Annotated in this window: 12 protein-coding genes; 9 read left to right on the forward strand and 3 right to left on the reverse strand. The window is 71.1% G+C overall.

Annotation, left to right across the window (positions count from 1 at the left end):
* Positions 1 to 148: 148 nt before the first annotated feature.
* From H1D24_RS03070 to H1D24_RS03095, 6 genes are all read left to right on the forward strand, one after another.
* A complete protein-coding gene (locus H1D24_RS03070; RefSeq protein WP_181655739.1) occupies positions 149 to 1,684 on the forward strand; it encodes a gamma-aminobutyraldehyde dehydrogenase in 1,536 nt (511 codons plus the stop codon).
* 159 nt (positions 1,685 to 1,843) lie between these two features.
* Complete coding sequence (locus H1D24_RS03075; protein ID WP_181655740.1) at positions 1,844 to 3,088, forward strand: polyamine ABC transporter substrate-binding protein; 1,245 nt, start codon at positions 1,844 to 1,846, stop codon at positions 3,086 to 3,088.
* A gap of 58 nt (positions 3,089 to 3,146) precedes the next feature.
* Positions 3,147 to 4,298 (forward strand): ABC transporter ATP-binding protein, encoded by a 1,152-nt coding sequence (locus tag H1D24_RS03080; RefSeq protein WP_181655741.1) that lies wholly within the window; start codon positions 3,147 to 3,149, stop codon positions 4,296 to 4,298.
* A complete protein-coding gene (locus H1D24_RS03085) occupies positions 4,295 to 5,224 on the forward strand; it encodes an ABC transporter permease (protein ID WP_181655742.1) in 930 nt (309 codons plus the stop codon). Before H1D24_RS03080 ends, H1D24_RS03085 begins: the two co-directional genes overlap by 4 nt.
* Complete coding sequence (locus tag H1D24_RS03090; RefSeq protein WP_067274443.1) at positions 5,224 to 6,030, forward strand: ABC transporter permease; 807 nt, start codon at positions 5,224 to 5,226, stop codon at positions 6,028 to 6,030. Before H1D24_RS03085 ends, H1D24_RS03090 begins: the two co-directional genes overlap by 1 nt.
* Positions 6,031 to 6,071: 41 nt before the next feature.
* The gene (locus H1D24_RS03095) at positions 6,072 to 7,490 is read left to right on the forward strand and encodes an NAD(P)/FAD-dependent oxidoreductase (protein WP_181655743.1); all 1,419 of its coding nucleotides are present in this window, start codon (positions 6,072 to 6,074) and stop codon (positions 7,488 to 7,490) included.
* A 63-nt stretch (positions 7,491 to 7,553) separates the two neighbouring features.
* Here H1D24_RS03095 and H1D24_RS03100 read toward each other — a convergent pair whose 3' ends face one another.
* Together H1D24_RS03100 and gabT are read right to left on the reverse strand one after the other, a co-directional pair.
* Positions 7,554 to 8,216, reverse strand: a complete 663-nt coding sequence (locus H1D24_RS03100; protein ID WP_309484181.1) for a phosphatase PAP2 family protein — start codon at positions 8,214 to 8,216, stop codon at positions 7,554 to 7,556.
* Positions 8,217 to 8,678: 462 nt separating this feature from the next.
* Positions 8,679 to 10,013, reverse strand: a complete 1,335-nt coding sequence (gene gabT, locus H1D24_RS03105) for a 4-aminobutyrate--2-oxoglutarate transaminase (RefSeq protein WP_181655745.1) — start codon at positions 10,011 to 10,013, stop codon at positions 8,679 to 8,681.
* Between the two features lie 904 nt (positions 10,014 to 10,917).
* On the opposite strand from gabT, the gene H1D24_RS03110 reads away from it, so the two are divergent.
* The 3 genes from H1D24_RS03110 (at position 10,918) to H1D24_RS03120 (ending at position 16,595) form a co-directional block, all read left to right on the forward strand.
* The gene (locus H1D24_RS03110; RefSeq protein WP_181655909.1) at positions 10,918 to 12,957 is read left to right on the forward strand and encodes an ATP-binding protein; all 2,040 of its coding nucleotides are present in this window, start codon (positions 10,918 to 10,920) and stop codon (positions 12,955 to 12,957) included.
* Between the two features lie 200 nt (positions 12,958 to 13,157).
* On the forward strand, positions 13,158 to 14,909 hold the full coding sequence (locus H1D24_RS03115; RefSeq protein WP_181655746.1) for a PucR family transcriptional regulator: 1,752 nt from the start codon (positions 13,158 to 13,160) through the stop codon (positions 14,907 to 14,909).
* A gap of 225 nt (positions 14,910 to 15,134) precedes the next feature.
* Positions 15,135 to 16,595, forward strand: coding sequence for an aldehyde dehydrogenase family protein (locus H1D24_RS03120; protein ID WP_181655747.1), 1,461 nt, complete (start codon positions 15,135 to 15,137; stop codon positions 16,593 to 16,595).
* A 455-nt stretch (positions 16,596 to 17,050) separates the two neighbouring features.
* Here the strand turns inward: H1D24_RS03120 and H1D24_RS03125 are convergent, their stop codons facing one another.
* Complete coding sequence (locus H1D24_RS03125) at positions 17,051 to 19,897, reverse strand: glycoside hydrolase family 3 protein (protein WP_181655748.1); 2,847 nt, start codon at positions 19,895 to 19,897, stop codon at positions 17,051 to 17,053.
* Between the last annotated feature and the right edge of the window lie 96 nt (positions 19,898 to 19,993).

Genomic DNA, 19,993 nt, shown 5'->3' on the forward strand with positions numbered 1-19,993 from the left:
CTGCTTCTCGACAGATTCCGTCGCGTAACCAAAAGGAAACAACGGAATCACTTGTTGGAGGAGTATGGCTCTGTCAGGATCGGCACTCAAATCGAGCTGGAGCTACGCCCGCCCTCACGCAAACGGGAGGTCGGCGGAGGAGAGCGACATGCACACCACGGGGCACGGAAACCGCAACCGCCTGTCGGCTCAGGACCGCTTCGCGGACGGCGCGCAGTACATCGCGGGCCGGCTGACCAAAGGGACCTCGGGCCGCACCCACGCGGTCGTCGACCCCGCCACGGGCGACGAGGTGTACACGTACGAACTCGGGGGCCCCGACGACGTCGACGCAGCCGTCGCCGCCGCGCGCGAGGCCTTTCCGGGCTGGGCCGGGGCAACGCCGGGGGAGCGCTCCGACGCGATGCACCGTTTCGCGGCCGTACTCGCCGAGCGCGCCGAGGAGTTCGCGCAGGCCGAGTCGCTGCAGTGCGGCAAACCGATCAAGCTGAGCCGGGAGTTCGACGTGCCGGGCACGATCGACAACACCGCGTTCTTCGCGGGCGCCGCGCGGCATCTCCAGGGGCAGTCAGCGGGGGAGTACAGCGGCGACCACACCTCGTACGTCCGGCGCGAGCCGATCGGGGTCGTCGGCTCCATCGCCCCCTGGAACTACCCGCTCCAGATGGCCGCCTGGAAGGTCCTGCCGGCCATCGCCGCCGGCAACACCATCGTCCTGAAGCCGTCCGAGCTGACGCCCCTGACGTCTCTGCTCTTCGCGCAGGCGGCCACAGAGGCGGGCATCCCCGACGGTGTCGTCAACATCGTCACCGGCCTGGGCCGGGACGCCGGCGAGCACCTCGTCGGGCAGCCCGACGTCGCCATGACGTCCTTCACCGGATCGACGGCCGTCGGCAAGCGCGTCGCCGAGATCGCCACCGCCACCGTCAAGCGCCTCCACCTCGAACTCGGCGGCAAGGCGCCCTTCGTGGTGTTCGACGACGCCGACCTCGAGGCCGCCGTCCACGGTGCGGTCGCGGGCGCGCTCATCAACACCGGGCAGGACTGCACGGCCGCCACGCGCGCGTACGTGCAACGTCCGCTCTACGAGGCGTTCGTCCAGGGCGTCGCCGACCTGATGGAGACGGTCCGGCTCGGCGACCCCTTCGACGTGTCCACCGACCTCGGCCCGCTCATCTCCCACGTCCAGCGCGACCGCGTCGCCGGATTCGTCGAGCGCGCCAGGGGCTACGCCCGCGTCGTCACCGGCGGTGAGGCACCGGGCGGCGCCCTGCGGAACGGCGCCTACTACAAGCCGACGCTGATCGCGGACGCCCCGCAGGACAGTGAGATCGTGCAGTCCGAGATCTTCGGCCCCGTGCTCGCCGTACTGCCCTTCGACAGCGACGACGAGGGCATCCGGCTCGCCAACGACATCCCGTACGGCCTCGCGGCCTCCGCCTGGAGCCGCGACGTGTACCGCGCCAACCGCGCGACCCGCGAGATCAAGGCGGGATGCGTCTGGGTCAACGACCACATCCCGATCATCAGCGAGATGCCGCACGGCGGATACAAGGCGTCCGGCTTCGGCAAAGACATGTCCTCGTACTCCTTCGACGAGTACACGCAGCTCAAGCACGTCATGTTCGACAACACCGCGGCGGCCAGGAAGGACTGGCACCGCACGATTTTCGGGGACCGGTAGCAGCCGCCCGGTCAGCGGCACCCACCACCCGCAAGGCACCCCAGGCACCCACCAACCGCAAGGCACCCCAGGCACCCACCACCCGCAAGGCACCCCAGGCATCCACCCCCCAACAAGGGCACCACCCCCAGGGAACCGACCCGAAAGGGCACCACGCGCATGCAGCAGTACGAGCCCGACAGCCTCCCCCCAGCCCAACTGGCCGCCATGCGGCGCAGTATGAGGAACGGCAGAGCAGCCCTCACCCGCCGTTCCCTGCTGCGTGCCTCCACCGGCGGCGCGCTCGCCGTCGGCGGGCTCGGGGTGCTCAGCGGCTGCGGCATCCCCCCGGCGAGCAAGACCCAGGGCGTCTCGTCCCAGGACCACTCGGCGAAGGAGAATGAGATCAACTTCTCCAACTGGACCGAGTACATGGACGTCGACGAGAGCGAGAAGCACCACCCCACCCTGGACGCTTTCACCAAACGCACCGGGATCAAGGTCAAGTACACCGAGGACATCAACGACAACGTCGAGTTCTTCGGCAAGATCAAGCCGCAGCTGGCGGCCGGTCAGGACACCGGGCGCGACCTCATCTGCGTCACCGACTGGCTCGCCGCCCGGCTCATCCGCTTCGGGTGGGTCCAGAAACTGGACCCGTCCAACCTGCCGCATGCGTACGCCAATCTGTCGTCCCAGTTCCGGAGCCCCGACTGGGACCCGGGACGGGCCTACTCGTACCCCTGGACCGGCATCTCGACCGTCATCGCGTTCAACAAGAAGGCCCTGGACGGCGAAAAGGTCTCCTCGGTCTCCGACATGCTCGACAACCCCAAGCTCAAGGGGCGCGTCGGCTTCCTCTCCGAGATGCGCGACAGCATCGGCATGACGATGCTCGACATGGGCAAGGACCCCGGGAAGTTCACGGACGACGACTTCGACGCGACGGTCGCGCGTCTTCAGAAGGCCGTCGACAAGGGACAGATACGCCGCTTCACCGGCAACGACTACACGTCGGACCTCACCAAGGGCGACCTCGCGGCCTGTCTCGCCTGGGCCGGCGACGTCGTCCAGCTCAAGGCGGACAACCCGGACGTCGACTTCGTCATCCCCGACAGCGGCTATCTCACGTCCACGGACAACCTGCTGGTCCCCAACAAGGCGCGCCACAAGACCAACGCCGAGCGGCTCATCGACTACTACTACGAGCCGGGCCCGGCCGCGCAGCTCGCCGCCTACATCAACTACGTGTGCCCCGTCGACGGGGTGCGCGCGGAGCTCGCGAAGATCGACGAGGACGCGGCGAACAACCCGCTGATCATTCCCGACAAGGCCATGGCCGCCAAGTCCAACGCCTTCCGGTCGCTGACGCCGAAGGAAGAGACGGCGTACGAGGAGAAGTTCGCCAAGCTCACAGGGGCGTAGGCGCTGGCGCCTGCCCACAGCCAGTACCCGTCCCCCTCGAACGCTGGGAATCCCCAAGATGACAGACACCAACGGCGACGTTCGCCTTTCCGGGATCAGTAAGACCTACGGCTCCTTCACCGCCGTCCACCCCCTCGATCTCACCGTGCCGCAGGGCAGTTTCTTCGCGCTGCTCGGCGCGTCCGGCTGCGGCAAGACCACCACGCTGCGCATGATCGCCGGCCTGGAGGAGCCGACCACCGGCACGGTCGCGCTCGGCGACCAGGACGTGACCGCGCTGCCCCCGTACAAGCGGCCCGTCAACACCGTCTTCCAGTCGTACGCGCTCTTCCCGCACCTCGACGTCTTCGAGAACGTCGCCTTCGGTCTGCGCCGGCGCGGCATCAAGTCCGTGAAGAAGCAGGTCGAGGAGATGCTCGAGCTGGTCCAGCTCGGCGAGCAGGTCCGCAAGAAGCCGCACCAGCTCTCCGGCGGCCAGCAGCAGCGCGTCGCCGTCGCCCGAGCGCTGATCAACCACCCGAAGGTGCTGCTGCTCGACGAGCCGCTGGGCGCCCTCGACCTCAAGCTGCGCCGCCAGATGCAGCTCGAACTCAAGCGCATCCAGACCGAGGTGGGCATCACGTTCATCCATGTCACGCACGACCAGGAGGAGGCCATGACCATGGCCGACACGGTCGCGGTGATGAACGCCGGCCGTGTCGAGCAGCTCGGCTCGCCCGCCGAGCTCTACGAGAACCCGCAGTCCACGTTCGTCGCCAACTTCCTCGGCACCTCCAACCTCATCGAGGCCGAGGTCGACGCGAAGAGCGGCGACGAGATCATCGTCAAGGCGGCCGACAGCAAGCTGGTCCTGCCCGCCGCGCGCTGCTCCGCCCCCGCCTCCGCCGGCGGCAAGGTGCTCGTCGGCATACGCCCCGAGAAGATCTCCCTCACGCACGCGGACGACGCCGGCTCGATCCCCGAGGGCCGCAACCGCATCACCGGCACCATCGCCGACGCCAGTTTCATCGGCGTCTCGACGCAGTACGTCATCGACAGCCCGGTCTGCGACGAGTTCGCGGTGTACGTCCAGAACATCGAGCGCGACGGGCGCCTCGTGCCCGGCGCCGAGGTGGTCCTGCACTGGAGCCCGGCCCACACCTTCGGCCTGGATGCCAACCAGGACATCGATGCGGGTGTCGAGTCGGTCGAGGAAGAGGCCGCCGCATGACGACCGTCACCGAGGCGCCACCGCTCGCGCCCACACCCGTCGAGGAACCGCGGAGGCCGCGCAGGCGCGGCCGCCTCGTCCCGTACTGGCTGCTGCTCCCCGGCATCCTGTGGCTGCTGGTCTTCTTCGCGCTGCCGATGGTCTACCAGGCCTCCACGTCCGTGCAGACGGGCTCCCTGGAGGAGGGTTACAAGGTCACCTGGCACTTCGCCACCTACTGGGACGCGCTGTCCGAGTACTGGCCCCAGTTCCTGCGCTCGGTGCTCTACGCGGGCGTGGCGACCGTGCTGTGCCTGCTGCTCGGCTATCCCCTCGCGTATCTGATCGCCTTCCGCGCGGGCCGCTGGCGGAACGTGATCCTGGTCCTCGTCATCGCGCCGTTCTTCACGAGCTTCCTGATCCGTACGCTCGCCTGGAAGACGATCCTCGCGGACGGCGGCCCGGTCGTCGGCGCCCTGAGCAGCCTGCACGTCCTGGACGTCACGAGCTGGCTCGGCATCACGGCCGGCGAGCGCGTCCTGGCCACACCGCTCGCGGTGGTCTGCGGCCTGACGTACAACTTCCTGCCGTTCATGATCCTGCCGCTGTACACCTCGCTGGAGCGCATCGACGGTCGGCTGCACGAGGCGGCGGGCGATCTCTACGCGAAGCCGTTCACGACCTTCCGCAAGGTGACCTTCCCGCTCTCCATGCCGGGCGTCGTCTCCGGAACGCTGCTCACGTTCATTCCCGCCAGCGGCGACTACGTGAACGCGGATCTGCTCGGCTCCACCGACACTCGAATGGTCGGCAACGTCATCCAGACACAGTTCCTGCGGATTCTCGACTATCCGACGGCCGCCGCGCTGTCCTTCATTCTCATGGCCGCGATCCTCGTCATGGTCACCCTCTACATCCGCAAGTCCGGAACGGAGGATCTCGTCTGATGTCCCTTGGATCCTTCGGGCGCTCGATTCGCAGGAATCTCGTCGTCATAGCGGGGCTGCTGACGCTCGCTTATCTGCTCCTGCCGAATATCGTCGTGACGGTGTTCTCCTTCAATGATCCGAAGGGGCGCTTCAACTACGAATGGCAGAAGTTCTCCACGGACGCCTGGACCGACCCGTGCGGCGTCGCCGACCTGTGCGGTTCGCTCGCCCTCAGCCTGCAGATCGCCGCCTGGGCCACGCTCGGCGCCACCGTCCTCGGCACGATGATCGCCTTCGCGCTCGTCCGCTACCGCTTCCGGGCCCGCGGGGCCGTCAACTCGCTGATCTTCATGCCGATGGCGATGCCCGAGGTCGTCATGGCCGCCTCGCTGCTCACGCTGTTCCTGAACATGGGAACCCCGCTGGGCTTCTGGACGATCCTCATCGCGCACATCATGTTCTGCCTGAGCTTCGTGGTCACGGCCGTGAAAGCGCGTGTGATGTCGATGGACCCGCGCCTCGAGCAGGCGGCACAGGACCTTTATGCGGGCCCCTTCCAGACGTTCATCAGGGTCACGCTGCCGATCGCCGCCCCTGGAATCGCCGCGGGCGCGCTGCTCGCCTTCGCGCTCTCCTTCGACGATTTCATCATCACCAATTTCAATGCCGGCTCGACCGTCACCTTCCCGATGTTCGTCTGGGGATCCGCACAGCGCGGTACGCCCGTCCAGATAAATGTCATCGGTACAGCGATGTTCCTCGTGGCCGTCCTGTGCGTCCTGGCCGGAATGATGGTCGGCCGCCGCAGCAGGCAGAAGGCATAACCTTCCACACCTTTCCGGAAATCTGTGGGGAGTTGACAATCATGGCCCCAAGCGCCATGAACCAGTGGACGAAATCTCTTTCCGACGCCCAGCCGGTGTCCTACTGGCTGGACGACCCCGGCAGGCCGCGCCCCGAACCGGCCCTCACCGGCGACGAGCAGTGCGATCTGCTCGTCGTCGGCGGCGGCTACAGCGGACTGTGGACCGCGCTGCTCGCCAAGGAGCGCGATCCGGACCGCGATGTGGTGCTCGTCGAGGGCCGTGAGGTGGGCTGGGCCGCCTCCGGCCGCAACGGCGGCTTCTGTGCCGCATCGCTCACCCACGGCTTCGCGAACGGCCTGTCCCGCTGGCCGGACGAGATCGGGCAGCTCGAGGAGCTCGGCGCCCGCAACCTCGACGCCATCGAGGAGGCCGTCGCCCGCTACTCGCTCGACTGCGACTTCGAGCGCAGCGGCGAGATCGATGTCGCCACCGAGCCGTACCAGGCCGAGGAGCTCCGCGAGACGTACGAGGCGATGAGCCGTCTCGGCCTCGCGGACGACATCGAACTCCTGGACGCGGACGCGGTACGGGAACAAGTCGATTCACCGACATTCACCGGCGGACTCTGGGATCGCCGGGGCGTCGCCCTGCTCCACCCCGCCAAGCTCGCCTGGGGCCTCAAGCGCGCCTGCCTCTCGCTGGGAGTGCGGGTGTACGAGCACACGCCGGCCCTCTCGCTGACGCCGCGCGGCGCGGGCATGGGCGTCCGCACGCCGTACGGCCGGATCCTGGCCCGCCGTGTCGCCCTCGGCACCAACGTCTTCCCGTCCCTGGTCAGACGCGTCCGTTCGTACACCGTCCCGGTCTACGACTACGCCCTGATGACCGAGCCGCTGAGCGCCACGCAACTGGCCTCGATCGGCTGGAAGAACCGCCAGGGCCTGGGCGACTGCGCCAACCAGTTCCACTACTTCCGGCTGTCGGCGGACAACCGCATCCTGTGGGGCGGCTACGACGCCGTCTACCCGTACGGCGGCCGCGTGCGCGCCGAGTACGACGACCGCCCGGAGACCTACGCGAAGCTCGCCGGCCACTTCTTCCGCTGCTTCCCGCAGCTCGAGGGGCTGCGCTTCACGCACGCGTGGGGCGGCGCCATCGACACCTGCTCCCGCTTCTCGGCCTTCTTCGGCACGGCGCACAAGGGCCGCGTCGCCTACGCTGCCGGCTACACGGGCCTCGGCGTGGGCACCACCCGTTTCGGTGCGGACGTCATGCTCGATCTGCTGGCAGGCGAACGCACCGAACGTACGGCCCTGGAGATGGTCCGCACGAAGCCGCTGCCCTTCCCGCCCGAGCCGTTCGCCTGGACGGGCATCGCGCTCACCAAGTGGTCGCTGGCGCGCGCCGACGCGAACGGCGGCCGGCGTAACGCGTGGCTGAAGGTCATGGACAGGCTGGGCCTGGGCTTCGACAGCTGAACGACCCACGCGCGCGTGCGCCTTCGGCACCCGAACGGGGCCGCCACGCGCGCGTGCGGCCGTTTACGGCGAAGGCTGCGCTGGACTGCCGGACGAAGGAGACGAGCTGCCCGGCTCATCGCCGAACCTGTCGAGACATGCGCTCAGCACCACGAGGAGAGCTCCGAACAGGCACCAGCTGCCCAGCACGTCGAGCGGCCAGTGGTAGCCGCGGCGCACCAGGCCGAAGCCCACCGTCGCGTTCAGCAGCAGACAGCCGATCACCACTTCGCGGCGGGTGTAGGCGCTGCCGCGCAGGTACGGAAGCATGAGCAGCGTTGCCGCCCCGTACGCCACGGCCGCGGTGGCGGTGTGCCCCGAGGGGTAGAAGCCGTGGCCCGCCATGCCGGGCGGGCCGGGGCGGTCGATCAGGAGCTTGAGCGGGACGACAAGCAAGGGGACGGCCGCCATCGCCAGCGTGGCGGCCAGGGGCGGCAGCCACCAGCGGGGCGCACCGGTACGGCGGGCCTGCCAGGCGACATAGCCGGCGACCCCGGCGAGGACCGGTACCGCGATCGTCACGCTGCCCAGGTCGGCGAAGAACTCCGCCACGGTGTCGGGGAGGCGGGTCTGTCTCGCCGCCAGGCCGAAGCGCTCGTCCAGTCGGCGCAGCGGGCCCTTGCCGGCCACCTGCCAGGTGAGGAGTCCGAAGAGGAGGAGAAGGGCAGACAGGGCCTGGGTGCGCATGCCCCAACGCGCGTTCGGCCGCCCCGGAACAGGGGGGGTAGTTCCGGGGCGGCCGTCCTGATCGGTGTGCCGCACGCCCCGGGGGGTTTGGGGCGGGCGGCCATCCGATCGGTGAGGAGTTCCGGAGCCTGAAACTCCGGGTGTGTGCGCGAAGGCACGACCAGGACGAAGCTGGGGAGGCCACGACCTGGCGTCGCCCACAGTTCCCTGTGGGCGGGGTGTCTCTCTCATCTGCTTAGAACCTACGGCAGGGGTGCGGGACCGAACAGGCGGAACGGCATCCTGCCATGGCCCTCGCACACGTTCTTCACATGCTCCGACCGTTACCCCAGGTCACGAGAGTTCTACGGTGTGGCGTCCACACATGTCAGAGCACATACGGAGCCGCGACCGGCCCTTTTTGGGCAGATCGCGGCTCCGGGTGAGTCGCTCCGGGTGAGTCGCTCCGGGTGAGTCGCGGACTCAGATGCGGGCCAGGGCCGACTCGATGATGTCCAGGCCCTCGGTGAGCAGGTCCTCGCCGATGACCAGCGGCGGCAGGAAGCGGAGCACGTTGCCGTAGGTGCCGCAGGTCAGCACCAGCAGGCCCTCCTGGTGGCAGGCCTTGGCGAGCGCGGCGGTGGCCTCCGGGGCGGGCTCCTTGGTGGCCGGGTCCTTGACCAGCTCGATGGCGATCATGGCGCCGCGGCCGCGCACGTCGCCGATGACGTCGTACTTCTCCTGCATCGCGGTGAGGCGGTCCTTCATGACCTCCTCGATGCGCTTGGCCTTGGCGTTGAGGTCGAGCTCCTTCATCGTCTCGATCGCGCCGAGCGCGCCCGCGCAGGCCACCGGGTTGCCGCCGTACGTGCCGCCCAGGCCGCCCGCGTGTGCGGCGTCCATGATCTCGGCGCGGCCGGTGACCGCGGCGAGCGGCAGACCGCCCGCGATGCCCTTCGCCGTGGTGATCAGGTCCGGGACGACGCCCTCGTCCTCGCAGGCGAACCACTGGCCGGTGCGGCAGAAGCCGGACTGGATCTCGTCGGCGACGAAGACGATGCCGTTGTCCTTGGCGAACTGGGCGATCGCGGGCAGGAAGCCCCTCGCCGGCTCGATGAAGCCGCCCTCGCCGAGCACCGGCTCGATGATGATCGCGGCGACGTTGTCCGGGCCGACCTGCTTGGTGATCTGATCGATGGCCTGGGCGGCGGCCTCGGGGCCGCAGTTCTCCGGGCCGGTCGGCCAGCGGTAGCCGTACGCGACGGGGACGCGGTAGACCTCGGGGGCGAACGGGCCGAAGCCGTGCTTGTACGGCATGTTCTTGGCGGTCAGCGCCATCGTGAGGTTGGTGCGGCCGTGGTAGCCGTGGTCGAACACGACGACCGCCTGGCGCTTGGTGTACGCACGCGCGATCTTGACGGCGTTCTCGACGGCTTCGGCGCCCGAGTTGAACAGGGCGGACTTCTTCGGGTGGTCACCCGGGGTCAGCTCGGCGAGCGCCTCGGCGACGGCCACGTAGCCCTCGTACGGCGTGACCATGAAACAGGTGTGGGTGAAATCCTGCAGCTGGGCGGAGGCCCGGCGTACGACGGCCTCGGCGGAGGCGCCGACGGAGGTCACGGCGATGCCGGACCCGAAGTCGATCAGGCGGTTCCCGTCGACGTCCTCGATGATGCCGCCACTCGCACGCGCGGTGAAGACGGGCAGCACGGAGCCCACGCCCTGCGCGACCGCGGCGGTACGGCGGGCCTGCAGCTCCTGCGACTTCGGGCCGGGGATGGCGGTGACGACGCGGCGCTCCTGCGGAAGTGCACTCATGCGGGGCTCCTGGGGATTCTCTTCCGGAATGTCCGGATGCCCGGACTTCCGGAGGCTTCTTTTGGACGCTTCCTGTTCCGGACGCTTCGGTTCTCTCTTCGCAGGCTAGGTCCGGGGAACGGGTGCGGGCATGCTCCATGAGGGCGTTGTCGGAGGTGCCGGTTGTCCGTGGTGGACATAGCGGCCCACCGCGCGCCCCGCGCCGGGGCTGACGCATTCCCGCAGCCCCGGGCGCGTAACCGGTGAACTCCCCATACGAGCGCACTAGATTGACTGCGGATGACGCACGGACCGGCAGGTCAGGGGGCAAGGGTCGATGAACACCGACGGCACGCAGGACGCACACGGCACACAGGCCGATCCGGTGCCGCGCCCGGCGGCCCGGCGACCGGCCGCGGGGCCGCCGGGCGATGCGCCGTCGCGGCCGTCCGCCGGAGGGGGATCGGCCGATGTGCCGTCGCGGCCCTCGCAGGCCTCGAGCGCCGGGGCGCAGGCCGAGGTGCCGAGGCGGCTGGCACAGGCACATGCGCCGGACGCACCGCGGCCGGGCGAGGTGCCGTCGTGGCCCACGCAGTCCCCGGACGCCGTGCGGCGGGCTGATGTGCCGAGGTGGTTGGCAGAGGCCCAGACATCGGACGCCGGTCCGCCGGATGGCGTGCCGTCGCAGCCGTCCGCCGCCGGGGCGTCGGCGGATGTGCCGTCGGGGTCCCCCCACGCGGGGCCGTCGGCCGGCGTGCCGGCGTACCCTGAGCGGTCCCCGGCCGCCGGTCCGTGGACCGGCGCGCCGTCGCCGGATGCCCAGCCCGCGGCCGAAGTGCCCCCGGCTGACGTGCCACCGCAGGCCGGGCGGCCCGCGCAGCCTGAACAGCCCGCGCAGCCCCCTGCCGCCGAGCCGTCCGTCGACATCCCGCCCCGGCCCGCGCAGGCGCCCGGCCCTCCTCCCGTCCCCGACGGGTCCGCCTTTCTGGCCTGGTTGCGGGCGCCGCGGCCCGAGGCCGCGCCCGGTGTGTGGCGGTTCGGGCATCGGCCGCGGCCCGCCGAGGAGCCCGAGGTCGTTCCGGCGCGGCAGCTGCTCAGCGGGGCGTTGATCGCGTTCCTCGTGGGGTGGCTGATCTGGTCGCTGCTGTGGAACGGGTATCTGGGCGGATGGTGGCTGCTGCCGCTCTACGCGATGATTCCCGACTCCTGGGCCGAGCCCCACTCGTTCGCCGCTGTCGTCGCCGTCTACGCGTACTACACCGTCGTCGCGCTTCTGATCATGGTCGGGGTGGGGCGGCTCGGCCGGTGGTCCGAGCTCTGGCGGCGGTACGGGTTTCCCGCGTGGCGCCCTGCCGCGCCGAGGGCCGAACCCCCGCCCGCGCCCGCCGAGGATCCCGCCCAATGGCCCCAGCTCAGGGCCGCCGGCGCCCAGGACGCCGCCGACAAGCTCGCCGCCGAAGCCCGCGCCGGGCTGATGCGCGACGTCGACCACGCGAGGATCACGCGCGCGTGGCAGGGCGTGCGCACCGGGCGGCACAACCTCGCGGCCTTCACCCGCGCCGTCCTCAAGGACGGTGCCGCCGCCTGCCTGCACCCCTCCGGCGAGCGCGACCTCCCCGTCCGCGCAGCCCGGCACGACCTCGCCACCGCGCAGGTACGGATCGGCACGACCGCCGACGACCCGCGCAACCCCTACCAGTACCGCGGCACCGGGCTGGCGCTCGGCCCCGATCTGCTCGGCACCTCTCTGCTCGCCGTCGGCCCGGCCGGATCCGGCAAGACCGGCAGTGTCGTACGGCCGCTCGCCGAGTCGCTGTGCCTGCAGGCGCTGGCGGGGCGGGCCGCCGTGGTCGTGGTGGGCGCCGCGGGCGCCGGGCTTGGGCCCGCCGACGCGTACGACGTCGTCGTCCGGATCGGCAACCCCGAATCCGTCTACGACCTCGATCTGTACGGCGGAAGCCACGATCCCGACGAGGCCGCAGCCGTTCTCGCCGAGGCCCTCGTCGGCGACCTCGCGGACCCGCACCCGGGCGGCGACAGCCGTCGCTCCACGACCGTGCTCGCCCAGCTGCTCGGGCCGTTCCACGCCGTCCACGGCCGCTTCCCCTCCGTGCCCGAGCTGCGGCAGCTCCTGGACGGTGCGCCCGGTCCGCTCGGTGCCCTGCGCAGGGCGCTCACCGACGCGGGGCAGGAGCCGATGCTGCGGGAACTCGACGCGCGAGAGCGGCAGTTGGGGCATCTCGGAGATCTGAGCGGTGTGCTCGCCGACCGGATCGCGCTGCTCGACCGGCCCGCCTTCGCGGCCTTCTTCGACACATCGGGTCAGGGGCGTCCGTTCTCGCTGCGGGCGCTCGACCACCCCGTCCGGGTCCGTATCGACCTGCCCGAGCGCGGGCACGCAGACGCCTCCCGGATCCTCGCCCGTCTCGTGCTCGCCCAGTTCACGGCGAGTGCCGCCCTCCGCGACGACCGGTCGCTGTTCGCCTGCCTCGTCCTCGACGACGCGACGGGCGTGGTCACGCCCGAGGCGGTACGCGGCATCCAGCGGCTGCGGTCGGCGAACGCCGGCACCGTACTGACGCTGCGCACGCTCGACGACGTCCCGCGGCCGCTCCGAGGGCCCCTCCTGGGCTCGATCGGCTGCCGTATGGCGCTGTCGGGACTCACCCCGTGGGACGGGCAGGACTTCGCGGAGGTGTGGGGCAAGGAGTGGACCGAGGCGCGTGACGTCACCGACCGGCAGATCATCGCCGAGACCCCGCTCGGCAAGACCGTGCACGTCCTGCGGCGCGTGATCACCGGCCACGCCCCCACCGCCCGTGCGGTGACCGTCCGACAGGTCGAGCGCGAGCGCTGGTCCGCCTCCGAGCTGGCCCACGGCGTACCGCCCGGGCATGCGGTGCTGTCCCTCACCGACGTACGCGGTGAACACGCGCCGCCGCTGCTGGTGGATCTCAGAAGCTGAGGCCGAGGCCGGCGGAGTGTGCCGGGATGTGCAGGACGTCCGGACATTCGATCACTGGGGCACCGTACGGTGAGGCAGAATCGACAGTGGTCGTTCATACGCGGCGGCCAATGAAGCGCCCCGGCGTCACCACGGCATGAACGCCGATGACACGTCGCCACCACCTCGAACGACGACCTGTGAAGAAGATCTGAAGACCCATGCGCCCCACGCTCGCCTCGCTCGTCCAGCACTCCGCGCTCAAGCTCAGGGTGCGCGCGGGCGAGCAGCATCTGGACACCCCTGTCCGATGGGCGCACGTGAGCGAGCTCGCCGACCCCGTGCCCTACATGGAGGGCGGCGAGCTGCTCTTGATCACCGCGCTCAAGCTGGACGCGGAGGACCCCGAGGCGATGCGCCGCTATGTGAAGCGGCTGGTGGGCGCCGGTGTCGTCGGGCTGGGCTTCGCCGTCGGCGTCAACTACGAGGACATCCCCGACGCGCTCGTCGAGGCGGCCGAGGCGGAGGGCCTGCCGCTGCTCGAGGTGCCGCGACGGACGCCGTTCCTGGCCATCAGCAAGGCCGTCTCGGCTGCCATCGCGGCCGATCAGTACCGGGCGGTGACCGCCGGGTTCGCGGCCCAGCGCGAGCTGACCAAGCAGGCGCTGAGCGGGGGCCCCGAGGGGCTGCTCGCCGCGCTCGCCGCGCAGGTCGACGGCTGGGCGGCGATGTACGACGCGTCCGGCGCCGTCGTCGCCGCCGCGCCCGAGTGGGCCGCTCGCCGGGCTGCCCGGCTCACCCCTGATGTCGAGCGGCTGCACCTGCGGACCGCTCCCGCGAGCGCCGTCGTGGGCGGCTCCGCGGGCGACGGGAGCGGCGAGGACCGTGTGGAGCTGCACTCGCTCGGCACCGGCCGCCGCCCCCGCGCCGCACTCGCCGTCGGCACGGCGTCGACGCTGGGCACCGCCGAGCGGTACGCCGTGCACTCGGCGATCGCCCTGTTGACGCTCACCACGGAACGGTCCCGTTCCCTGCACGCCGCCGAGCAACGCATCGGCGCCGCCGTACTGCGGATGCTGCTCGCCGGGCAGCCCGACCACGCCCGCGCCGTCGCAGGGGACCTGTACGGAGGGCTGCTGGATGCGCCCTTCCGCGTGATCCTCGCGGAGACGGCACCGGCCTCGGCGGCGAGAGCCCACGCCAGAGGCGCGGCCACGGACGGAGGGGCAGGGGCCGGCGAGACCGAAGGTACACACGCGGGGGACGGGCCCGTGCGGGCGAAGGACAACAGCCACGCGCGCGTGCCGGCCGCCCAGCCATCGGCCGCCGCCGTGGCCGACGTAGCCGCCGACGACCCGACCGCGCTCGCGGAGCTCGTCGAGGCCGCTGCCGCACGCGCCGGTGAAGCACTCCTCGTCGTCCCGGACGGAGAACGGCTCGTCCTGCTCGCCGCCGACGGCGGCGCGGCCGTGCGCGCCTGCACCGACCACGCCGCGGCGCTGGAGGGCGCCCGTGCCGTGATCCGGGAGGAGCCCGTGGAGGAGCACGACGAACTCGTCGTGGGCCTGTCCGCGCCGACCGGCCCGATCGCCGCCGCCACCGCCTTCAAGCAGGCCGAACAGGCCCTGTCCGTGGCCCGCCGGCGCGGACGTTGCCTTGTCGAACACGAGGAGCTTGCCGCCGGCTCCGTGCTGCCGCTGCTCGCCGACGACGCGGTACGCGCCTTCGCGGACGGGCTGCTGCGGGCGCTGCACGAGCACGACGCGCGGGGCCGCGGCGACCTCGTCGCCTCGCTGCGGGCGTGGCTCTCTCGGCACGGCCAGTGGGACGCCGCGGCCGCGGACCTCGGCGTCCACCGGCACACACTGCGCTACCGGATGCGCCGAGTCGAGGAGATCCTCGGCCGCTCCCTCGACGACCCGGACGTACGCATGGAGCTGTGGCTGGCGCTGAAGGCGACGGCGGGCGAGTGACGAGCCGGGCGCCCGGCCGCGATCACCGCGAAGGCGCCCGCCCGACGCCCGGCCCGCGACACTGCCAAAGCGGTGTACCAGGCGCCCCTATCACTCCGTACCGGACAAGCGACCCCGGCTGCCCCCGGCCCTACGGTGGGACTCGGACCAATCCGGGTCGGCGGGCCACGCGCCACCGGCCCACGAACCACACCAGACACCGACAGCGGAAGGGCCGGGACTCACATGCCACAGGGAAACGAGGCAGCCACCCACGCCTTCTGGCTCGCCGGCCGCCAGGCCACCGGCGAGGCCACCTTCGACGTCACGTCCCCCTGGGACGGCCGGCTCGTCGGGAAGGCCGCCGTCCCGACCGACGCTCAGGTCGAGGAGGCCGTGGCCGCCGCGTACGCCGTCCGTGACGAGTTCGCGGCGACCCCCGCGCACGTACGGGCCGCCGCCCTGGACCACGTCTCGAAGCGACTCGTCGAGCGCACCGAGGAGATCGCCCAGCTGATCTCCGCCGAGAACGGCAAGCCCATCAAGTGGGCCCGCGGCGAGGTCGGCCGCGCCGTCTCGGTGTTCCGCTTCGCGGCCGAGGAGGCCCGCCGCTTCAACGGCGGCGAGGCCCAGCGCCTCGACACCGACGCGGGCGGCGCCGGGCGCCTCGCCCTCACCCGCCGCTTCCCCAAGGGCGTCGTCCTCGGCATCGCGCCGTTCAACTTCCCGCTGAACCTGTGCGCCCACAAGGTCGCCCCGGCGATCGCCGTCGGCGCGCCGATCATCCTCAAGCCCGCACCCGCGACCCCGCTCTCCGGCCTCATCCTGGGCGAACTGCTCGCCGAGACCGGCCTCCCCGCCGGCTCCTGGTCGATCCTGACGGTCCCCAACGACCGCATGCCCGCCCTCGTCCAGGACGAGCGGCTGCCGGTGATCTCCTTCACCGGCTCCGACAAGGTCGGTTACGCGATCATGGACTCGGTGCCGCGCAAGCACTGCACCCTCGAGCTCGGCGGCAACGGCGCGGCCGTCGTCCTCGCCGACTACGCCTCCGACGAGGACCTGGACTGGGCCGCGACGCGTATCGCGACCTTCTCCAACTACCAGGGCGGCCAGTCCTGCATCTCGGTGCAGCGCGTCATCGCGGACGCCTCGCTCTACGAGCGGCTGGTGCCGCGGATCGTGGCGGCCGTCGAGGCGCAGGTCACCGGCGACCCGTCCGACGCGGCGACCGACGTCGGCCCGCTGGTCAGCGAGGACGCCGCAAAGCGAGTCGAGTCCTGGGTCGACGAGGCCGCGCGCGCCGGCGCCCTGGTGCTCACCGGCGGCAAGCGCGACGGCGCCTCCTACGCGCCGACCGTGCTCGCCGACGTACCGGCGGACGTGACGATCTCCTGCGAGGAGGTCTTCGGGCCGGTCCTCACCCTCCAGAAGGTGGACGGCGAGGCCGAGGCGTTCGCCGCCGTCAACGACTCCAAGTTCGGCCTTCAGGCAGGCGTCTTCACGCACGACCTGCAGACCGCCTTCCGCGCCCACCGCGCCCTGGAGGTCGGCGGCGTCGTCGTCGGCGACGTCCCGTCCTACCGCGCCGACCAGATGCCGTACGGCGGCGTCAAGCAGTCCGGTGTGGGCCGCGAGGGCGTGCGCTTCGCGATGGACGACTACACGTACGAGCGGGTCATGGTGCTGACGGGCCTCGCCCTGTAGTTCTCGGCAGTCCAAAGGCCTGAGGTGGGGGCCCGGCATCGACGCAATCCGGCTGAGTCTGCGATGCCGGGCCCCCACCTGGTGCGCCGGCTTCTTCCGGACCGTTCCTGGACAGTGAGCGGAAGTGAGCCCGTGCACTGGCACGCCCCGAACGGTCTTGGGCGCACTGGTCATCCGCTTTCGCAACCGGGCGGCGACACGGATCCTGTCCGTGGTCCTACCCGGAAGGGCGGAGTCCCTCACGGCCTGGCCACGTAGCGCGGCCAGAGGCGACGGGGAGGCCTTGAACCATCACTCTGGTGGAGCAGGGGCCCCGCCGCTGGCACCGCACCAGGCGTTCCAGATCGCGCGATCACGCTACCGCGATCTCATCACAGCTCCACAAGCCAGCGATCTGATCATCACGCGATCGAGCTACCGCCCACGCCTGCCTCTCAGAGAAGAGTTGCCAACCCTCAACCGGAGAAGCCGACGTGCGCGAGCCGCAGTGGGCCGCGCAGCCTGATGTGCAGGTCCTGCACGCCGTCCGCCGCGAAGGCGGCGCCGACGGTGGCGTACTCGTAGGGGCCGCCGGTCGCCGGGATGCCGACCGTGGCACGGACCTCGCCGTCCGGCAGGGAGAGCTCGACCGTGCCCTCGCCCGCCGCCTCCACCGACACTTCGGTGACACCGTCACCGAAGTCGCAGCGGCGGAAGACCAGTTCACCCGTCTCGCCGTCCGCCGGCGTCACCGCGTCGCCCGACGTCTTGCTGCGGTCGACGATCGCGGTGCCCGTCTGCTCGTCGTAGCCGGCGGCTTCCAGGCCGTGCGCCAGGACCGGACGCGGGCCTGCCGCCTCGCCGTCGATCCGGACGGTCTCCCGCAGCCGGATGTCCTCGCTGGACGCGCCCGCCAGCAGCTCGTACTGCCCCGGCTCCACCCACCAGCGGCCGTGGGCGACGTCCCAGAACCCGAGCCCGCTGACCGCGAGTTCGAAGGACAGCTCGGCCGAGGTGCCGGGCGCCAGGTGGACGCGGCGGTACGCGGCCAGTTCGCGGCGCGGGCGCGGGACCGACGGGTCGACGGCCCGGGTGTAGATCTGGGCGACCTCGTCGGCAGCGACATCGCCCGTGTTGGTGACGGTGAAGGAGACCCCGAGCACGTCCCCGTCCCTCCGCACCGACAGGTTCTCGTAGGCGAACGGCGCGTACGACAGGCCGTGGCCGAACGGGAAGAGCGGGGTGCCCTCGAAGTACAGGTACGTCTGGCGGCCGCCGATGACGTCGTAGTCCAGCAGGTCCGGCAGGTCGTCGTCCGACGCGTACCAGGTCTGCGGCAGCCGGCCGGAGGGGGAGACGTCGCCGGCCAGGACGCGGGCGAGCGCGGTGCCCGCCGCCTGGCCGCCGTGCGCGGTCCACAGCACGGCGGGCAGGTCCTCGTGGTCGACCGCGTACGGGTACGCGGAGACGAGGGCCAGGACCGTGCGCGGGTTCGCGGCGCGCGCGGCGCGCAGCAGGCGCTCCTGGTGGGCGGGCAGGCGGAGGGTGGTGCGGTCCTCGGTCTCGCGGCCGTTGATGTGCGGATCGTTGCCCGCCGCCACGATCACCACGTCCGCCGCGGCGGCGGCGCGGGACACCGCTTCGTCACCTCGCTCGGTGACGACGACCTCGAAGATGTCCGCCTCAGCCGGGTCTTCCGCGGCAACCTTCACGCCGTCGGCGACGACAGAGACGTACAGGCCCGTTCCCAGGTGCTTCAGGAGGTGACCGTTCTCGTGGGCCCCGGACGCTTCGAGGCGGAATGTCTCCTGGACGACCCAGCCGCCCGGCTGGTCCGCGGAAGCCCGTACGAAGCCGTCGTCCGCGACCGACAGATAGCGGCCGTCGGGGGCGCGGAACGTGAGCACGTCGTCGCCCCAGTCGATCAGCGCGAGGTCGGTCCCGGTGGCGTCGGCGGTCAGCGGCGGCAGGTCCGTGCGGCCCGCGAGGAGCGCGGGGTCGAGCGCGCCCTCGGCGCCGCGCACCTGGTCGTCCGCCTCTTCGGCCTCGGGCACCACGAGATACGTACCGGACGAGGTCTTCAGCCGTACGCGGTCCACGCCCTCCGCGAACTCGATGCTGTCGGCGCCGAACCGCTCGTACAGGCCCTCGAGCGGCGTCGAGCGGTGGATCAGCGTGCCGCTGTACCAGTCGAGCTTGCACTCGTCGGCGAGCAGGCCGACCACGGCGATACGGGTGTCCGCGGCCAGCGGCAGCAGGCCGCCGTCGTTCTTGAGCAGGACGACCGCCTGCTCGGCGGCCTCCTGGGCGAGTGCGCGGTGCGCCGGGGTGTCGAAGTCCTTGGTGCCGGCGTACGGGTCGAGCTCCGGGTCGAACTCGCCGAGGCTGAGACGGACGGCCAGCTGGCGGCGTACCGCCGTGTCGATGTCCGACTCGGAGATCAGACCCTGTTCGCGAGCGCCACGCACGCGTGCCACGATCTGCGAGCTGTCCGTGCCGTGGTCGGTGAAGCTGTCGACGCCGGCGATCAGCGCGGCCGCCGTCGCCTCCTCATGCGTGTCGAAGTAGTGCTCCGAGTCGACGAGGTTCGACGGCGCGCCCGCGTCCGAGCAGACCAGCAGATCCTGGTCCGTCCAGGTCCGCAGGCGCTCACGCAGATACGGCGAGACGTGGTTGGGGCGGCCGTTGACCAGGTTGTACGCGGGCATGACGCCCGCGACCGCGCCCGCCTCGACGGCCTCGCGGAAGGCACGCAGGTCGTACTCGTGCAGCACGCGCGGGCGCACCGAGGAGGACGAAGTGTCCCGGTTCGTCTCGTTGTTGTGGGCCAGCCAGTGCTTGAGGACGGGAGCGGTGCGCCAGTACGCGGGGTGGTCGCCGCGCAGGCCGCGGGTGTACGCGGTCGCGATGGCCGAGGTCAGCTTCGGGTCCTCCGAGTAGCCCTCCTCGTTGCGGCCCCACAGCGGGTGGCGCAGCAGGTTCACCGTGGGGGACCAGACGTTGAGGCCGACGCGGTCGTCCTGGGCGCGCATGGCGCGGACCTCCGTCGAGACCGCCTCGCCGACCCTGCGTACGAGGTCGTCGTTCCACGTCGCGCCCAGGCCCACCGCCTGCGGGAACACCGTCGCTGGGCCCATCCAGGCCACGCCGTGCAGCACCTCCTGGCCGGTGCGGAACGCGGGGACGCCCAGCCGCTCCACGGCGGGTGCGAACTGATGCAGCATCGCGATCCGCTCGTCGAGCGTGAGCCGCGCGAGCAGATCGTCGACCCGTTCGCCGGACGGGAGCTGCGGATCGCGGAAGGGCAGCGGGTGTGCGGTCACGTGGGAATCCCCTTGTGGTGGAGCGAGGTCTGCGAGGTCTGCGAGGTGTGCGCTGTGTGTGCTTGGACGAGTCGTGTGGTCGAACGAGGACGCGCG

Origin of the sequence: Streptomyces himalayensis subsp. himalayensis (genome assembly GCF_013778455.1) — a bacterium.
In the GTDB taxonomy this organism is placed as follows: Bacteria; Actinomycetota; Actinomycetes; order Streptomycetales; family Streptomycetaceae; genus Streptomyces; species Streptomyces himalayensis.

Coding starts and splice junctions, on each gene's coding strand:
- H1D24_RS03070 (WP_181655739.1), top strand. CDS start 149: ATGCACACCACGGGGCACGGAAACCGCAACCGCCTGTCGGCTCAGGAC.
- H1D24_RS03075 (WP_181655740.1), top strand. CDS start 1,844: ATGCAGCAGTACGAGCCCGACAGCCTCCCCCCAGCCCAACTGGCCGCC.
- H1D24_RS03080 (WP_181655741.1), top strand. CDS start 3,147: ATGACAGACACCAACGGCGACGTTCGCCTTTCCGGGATCAGTAAGACC.
- H1D24_RS03085 (WP_181655742.1), top strand. CDS start 4,295: ATGACGACCGTCACCGAGGCGCCACCGCTCGCGCCCACACCCGTCGAG.
- H1D24_RS03090 (WP_067274443.1), top strand. CDS start 5,224: ATGTCCCTTGGATCCTTCGGGCGCTCGATTCGCAGGAATCTCGTCGTC.
- H1D24_RS03095 (WP_181655743.1), top strand. CDS start 6,072: ATGGCCCCAAGCGCCATGAACCAGTGGACGAAATCTCTTTCCGACGCC.
- H1D24_RS03100 (WP_309484181.1), bottom strand. CDS start 8,216: ATGCGCACCCAGGCCCTGTCTGCCCTTCTCCTCCTCTTCGGACTCCTC.
- gabT (WP_181655745.1), bottom strand. CDS start 10,013: ATGAGTGCACTTCCGCAGGAGCGCCGCGTCGTCACCGCCATCCCCGGC.
- H1D24_RS03115 (WP_181655746.1), top strand. CDS start 13,158: ATGCGCCCCACGCTCGCCTCGCTCGTCCAGCACTCCGCGCTCAAGCTC.
- H1D24_RS03120 (WP_181655747.1), top strand. CDS start 15,135: ATGCCACAGGGAAACGAGGCAGCCACCCACGCCTTCTGGCTCGCCGGC.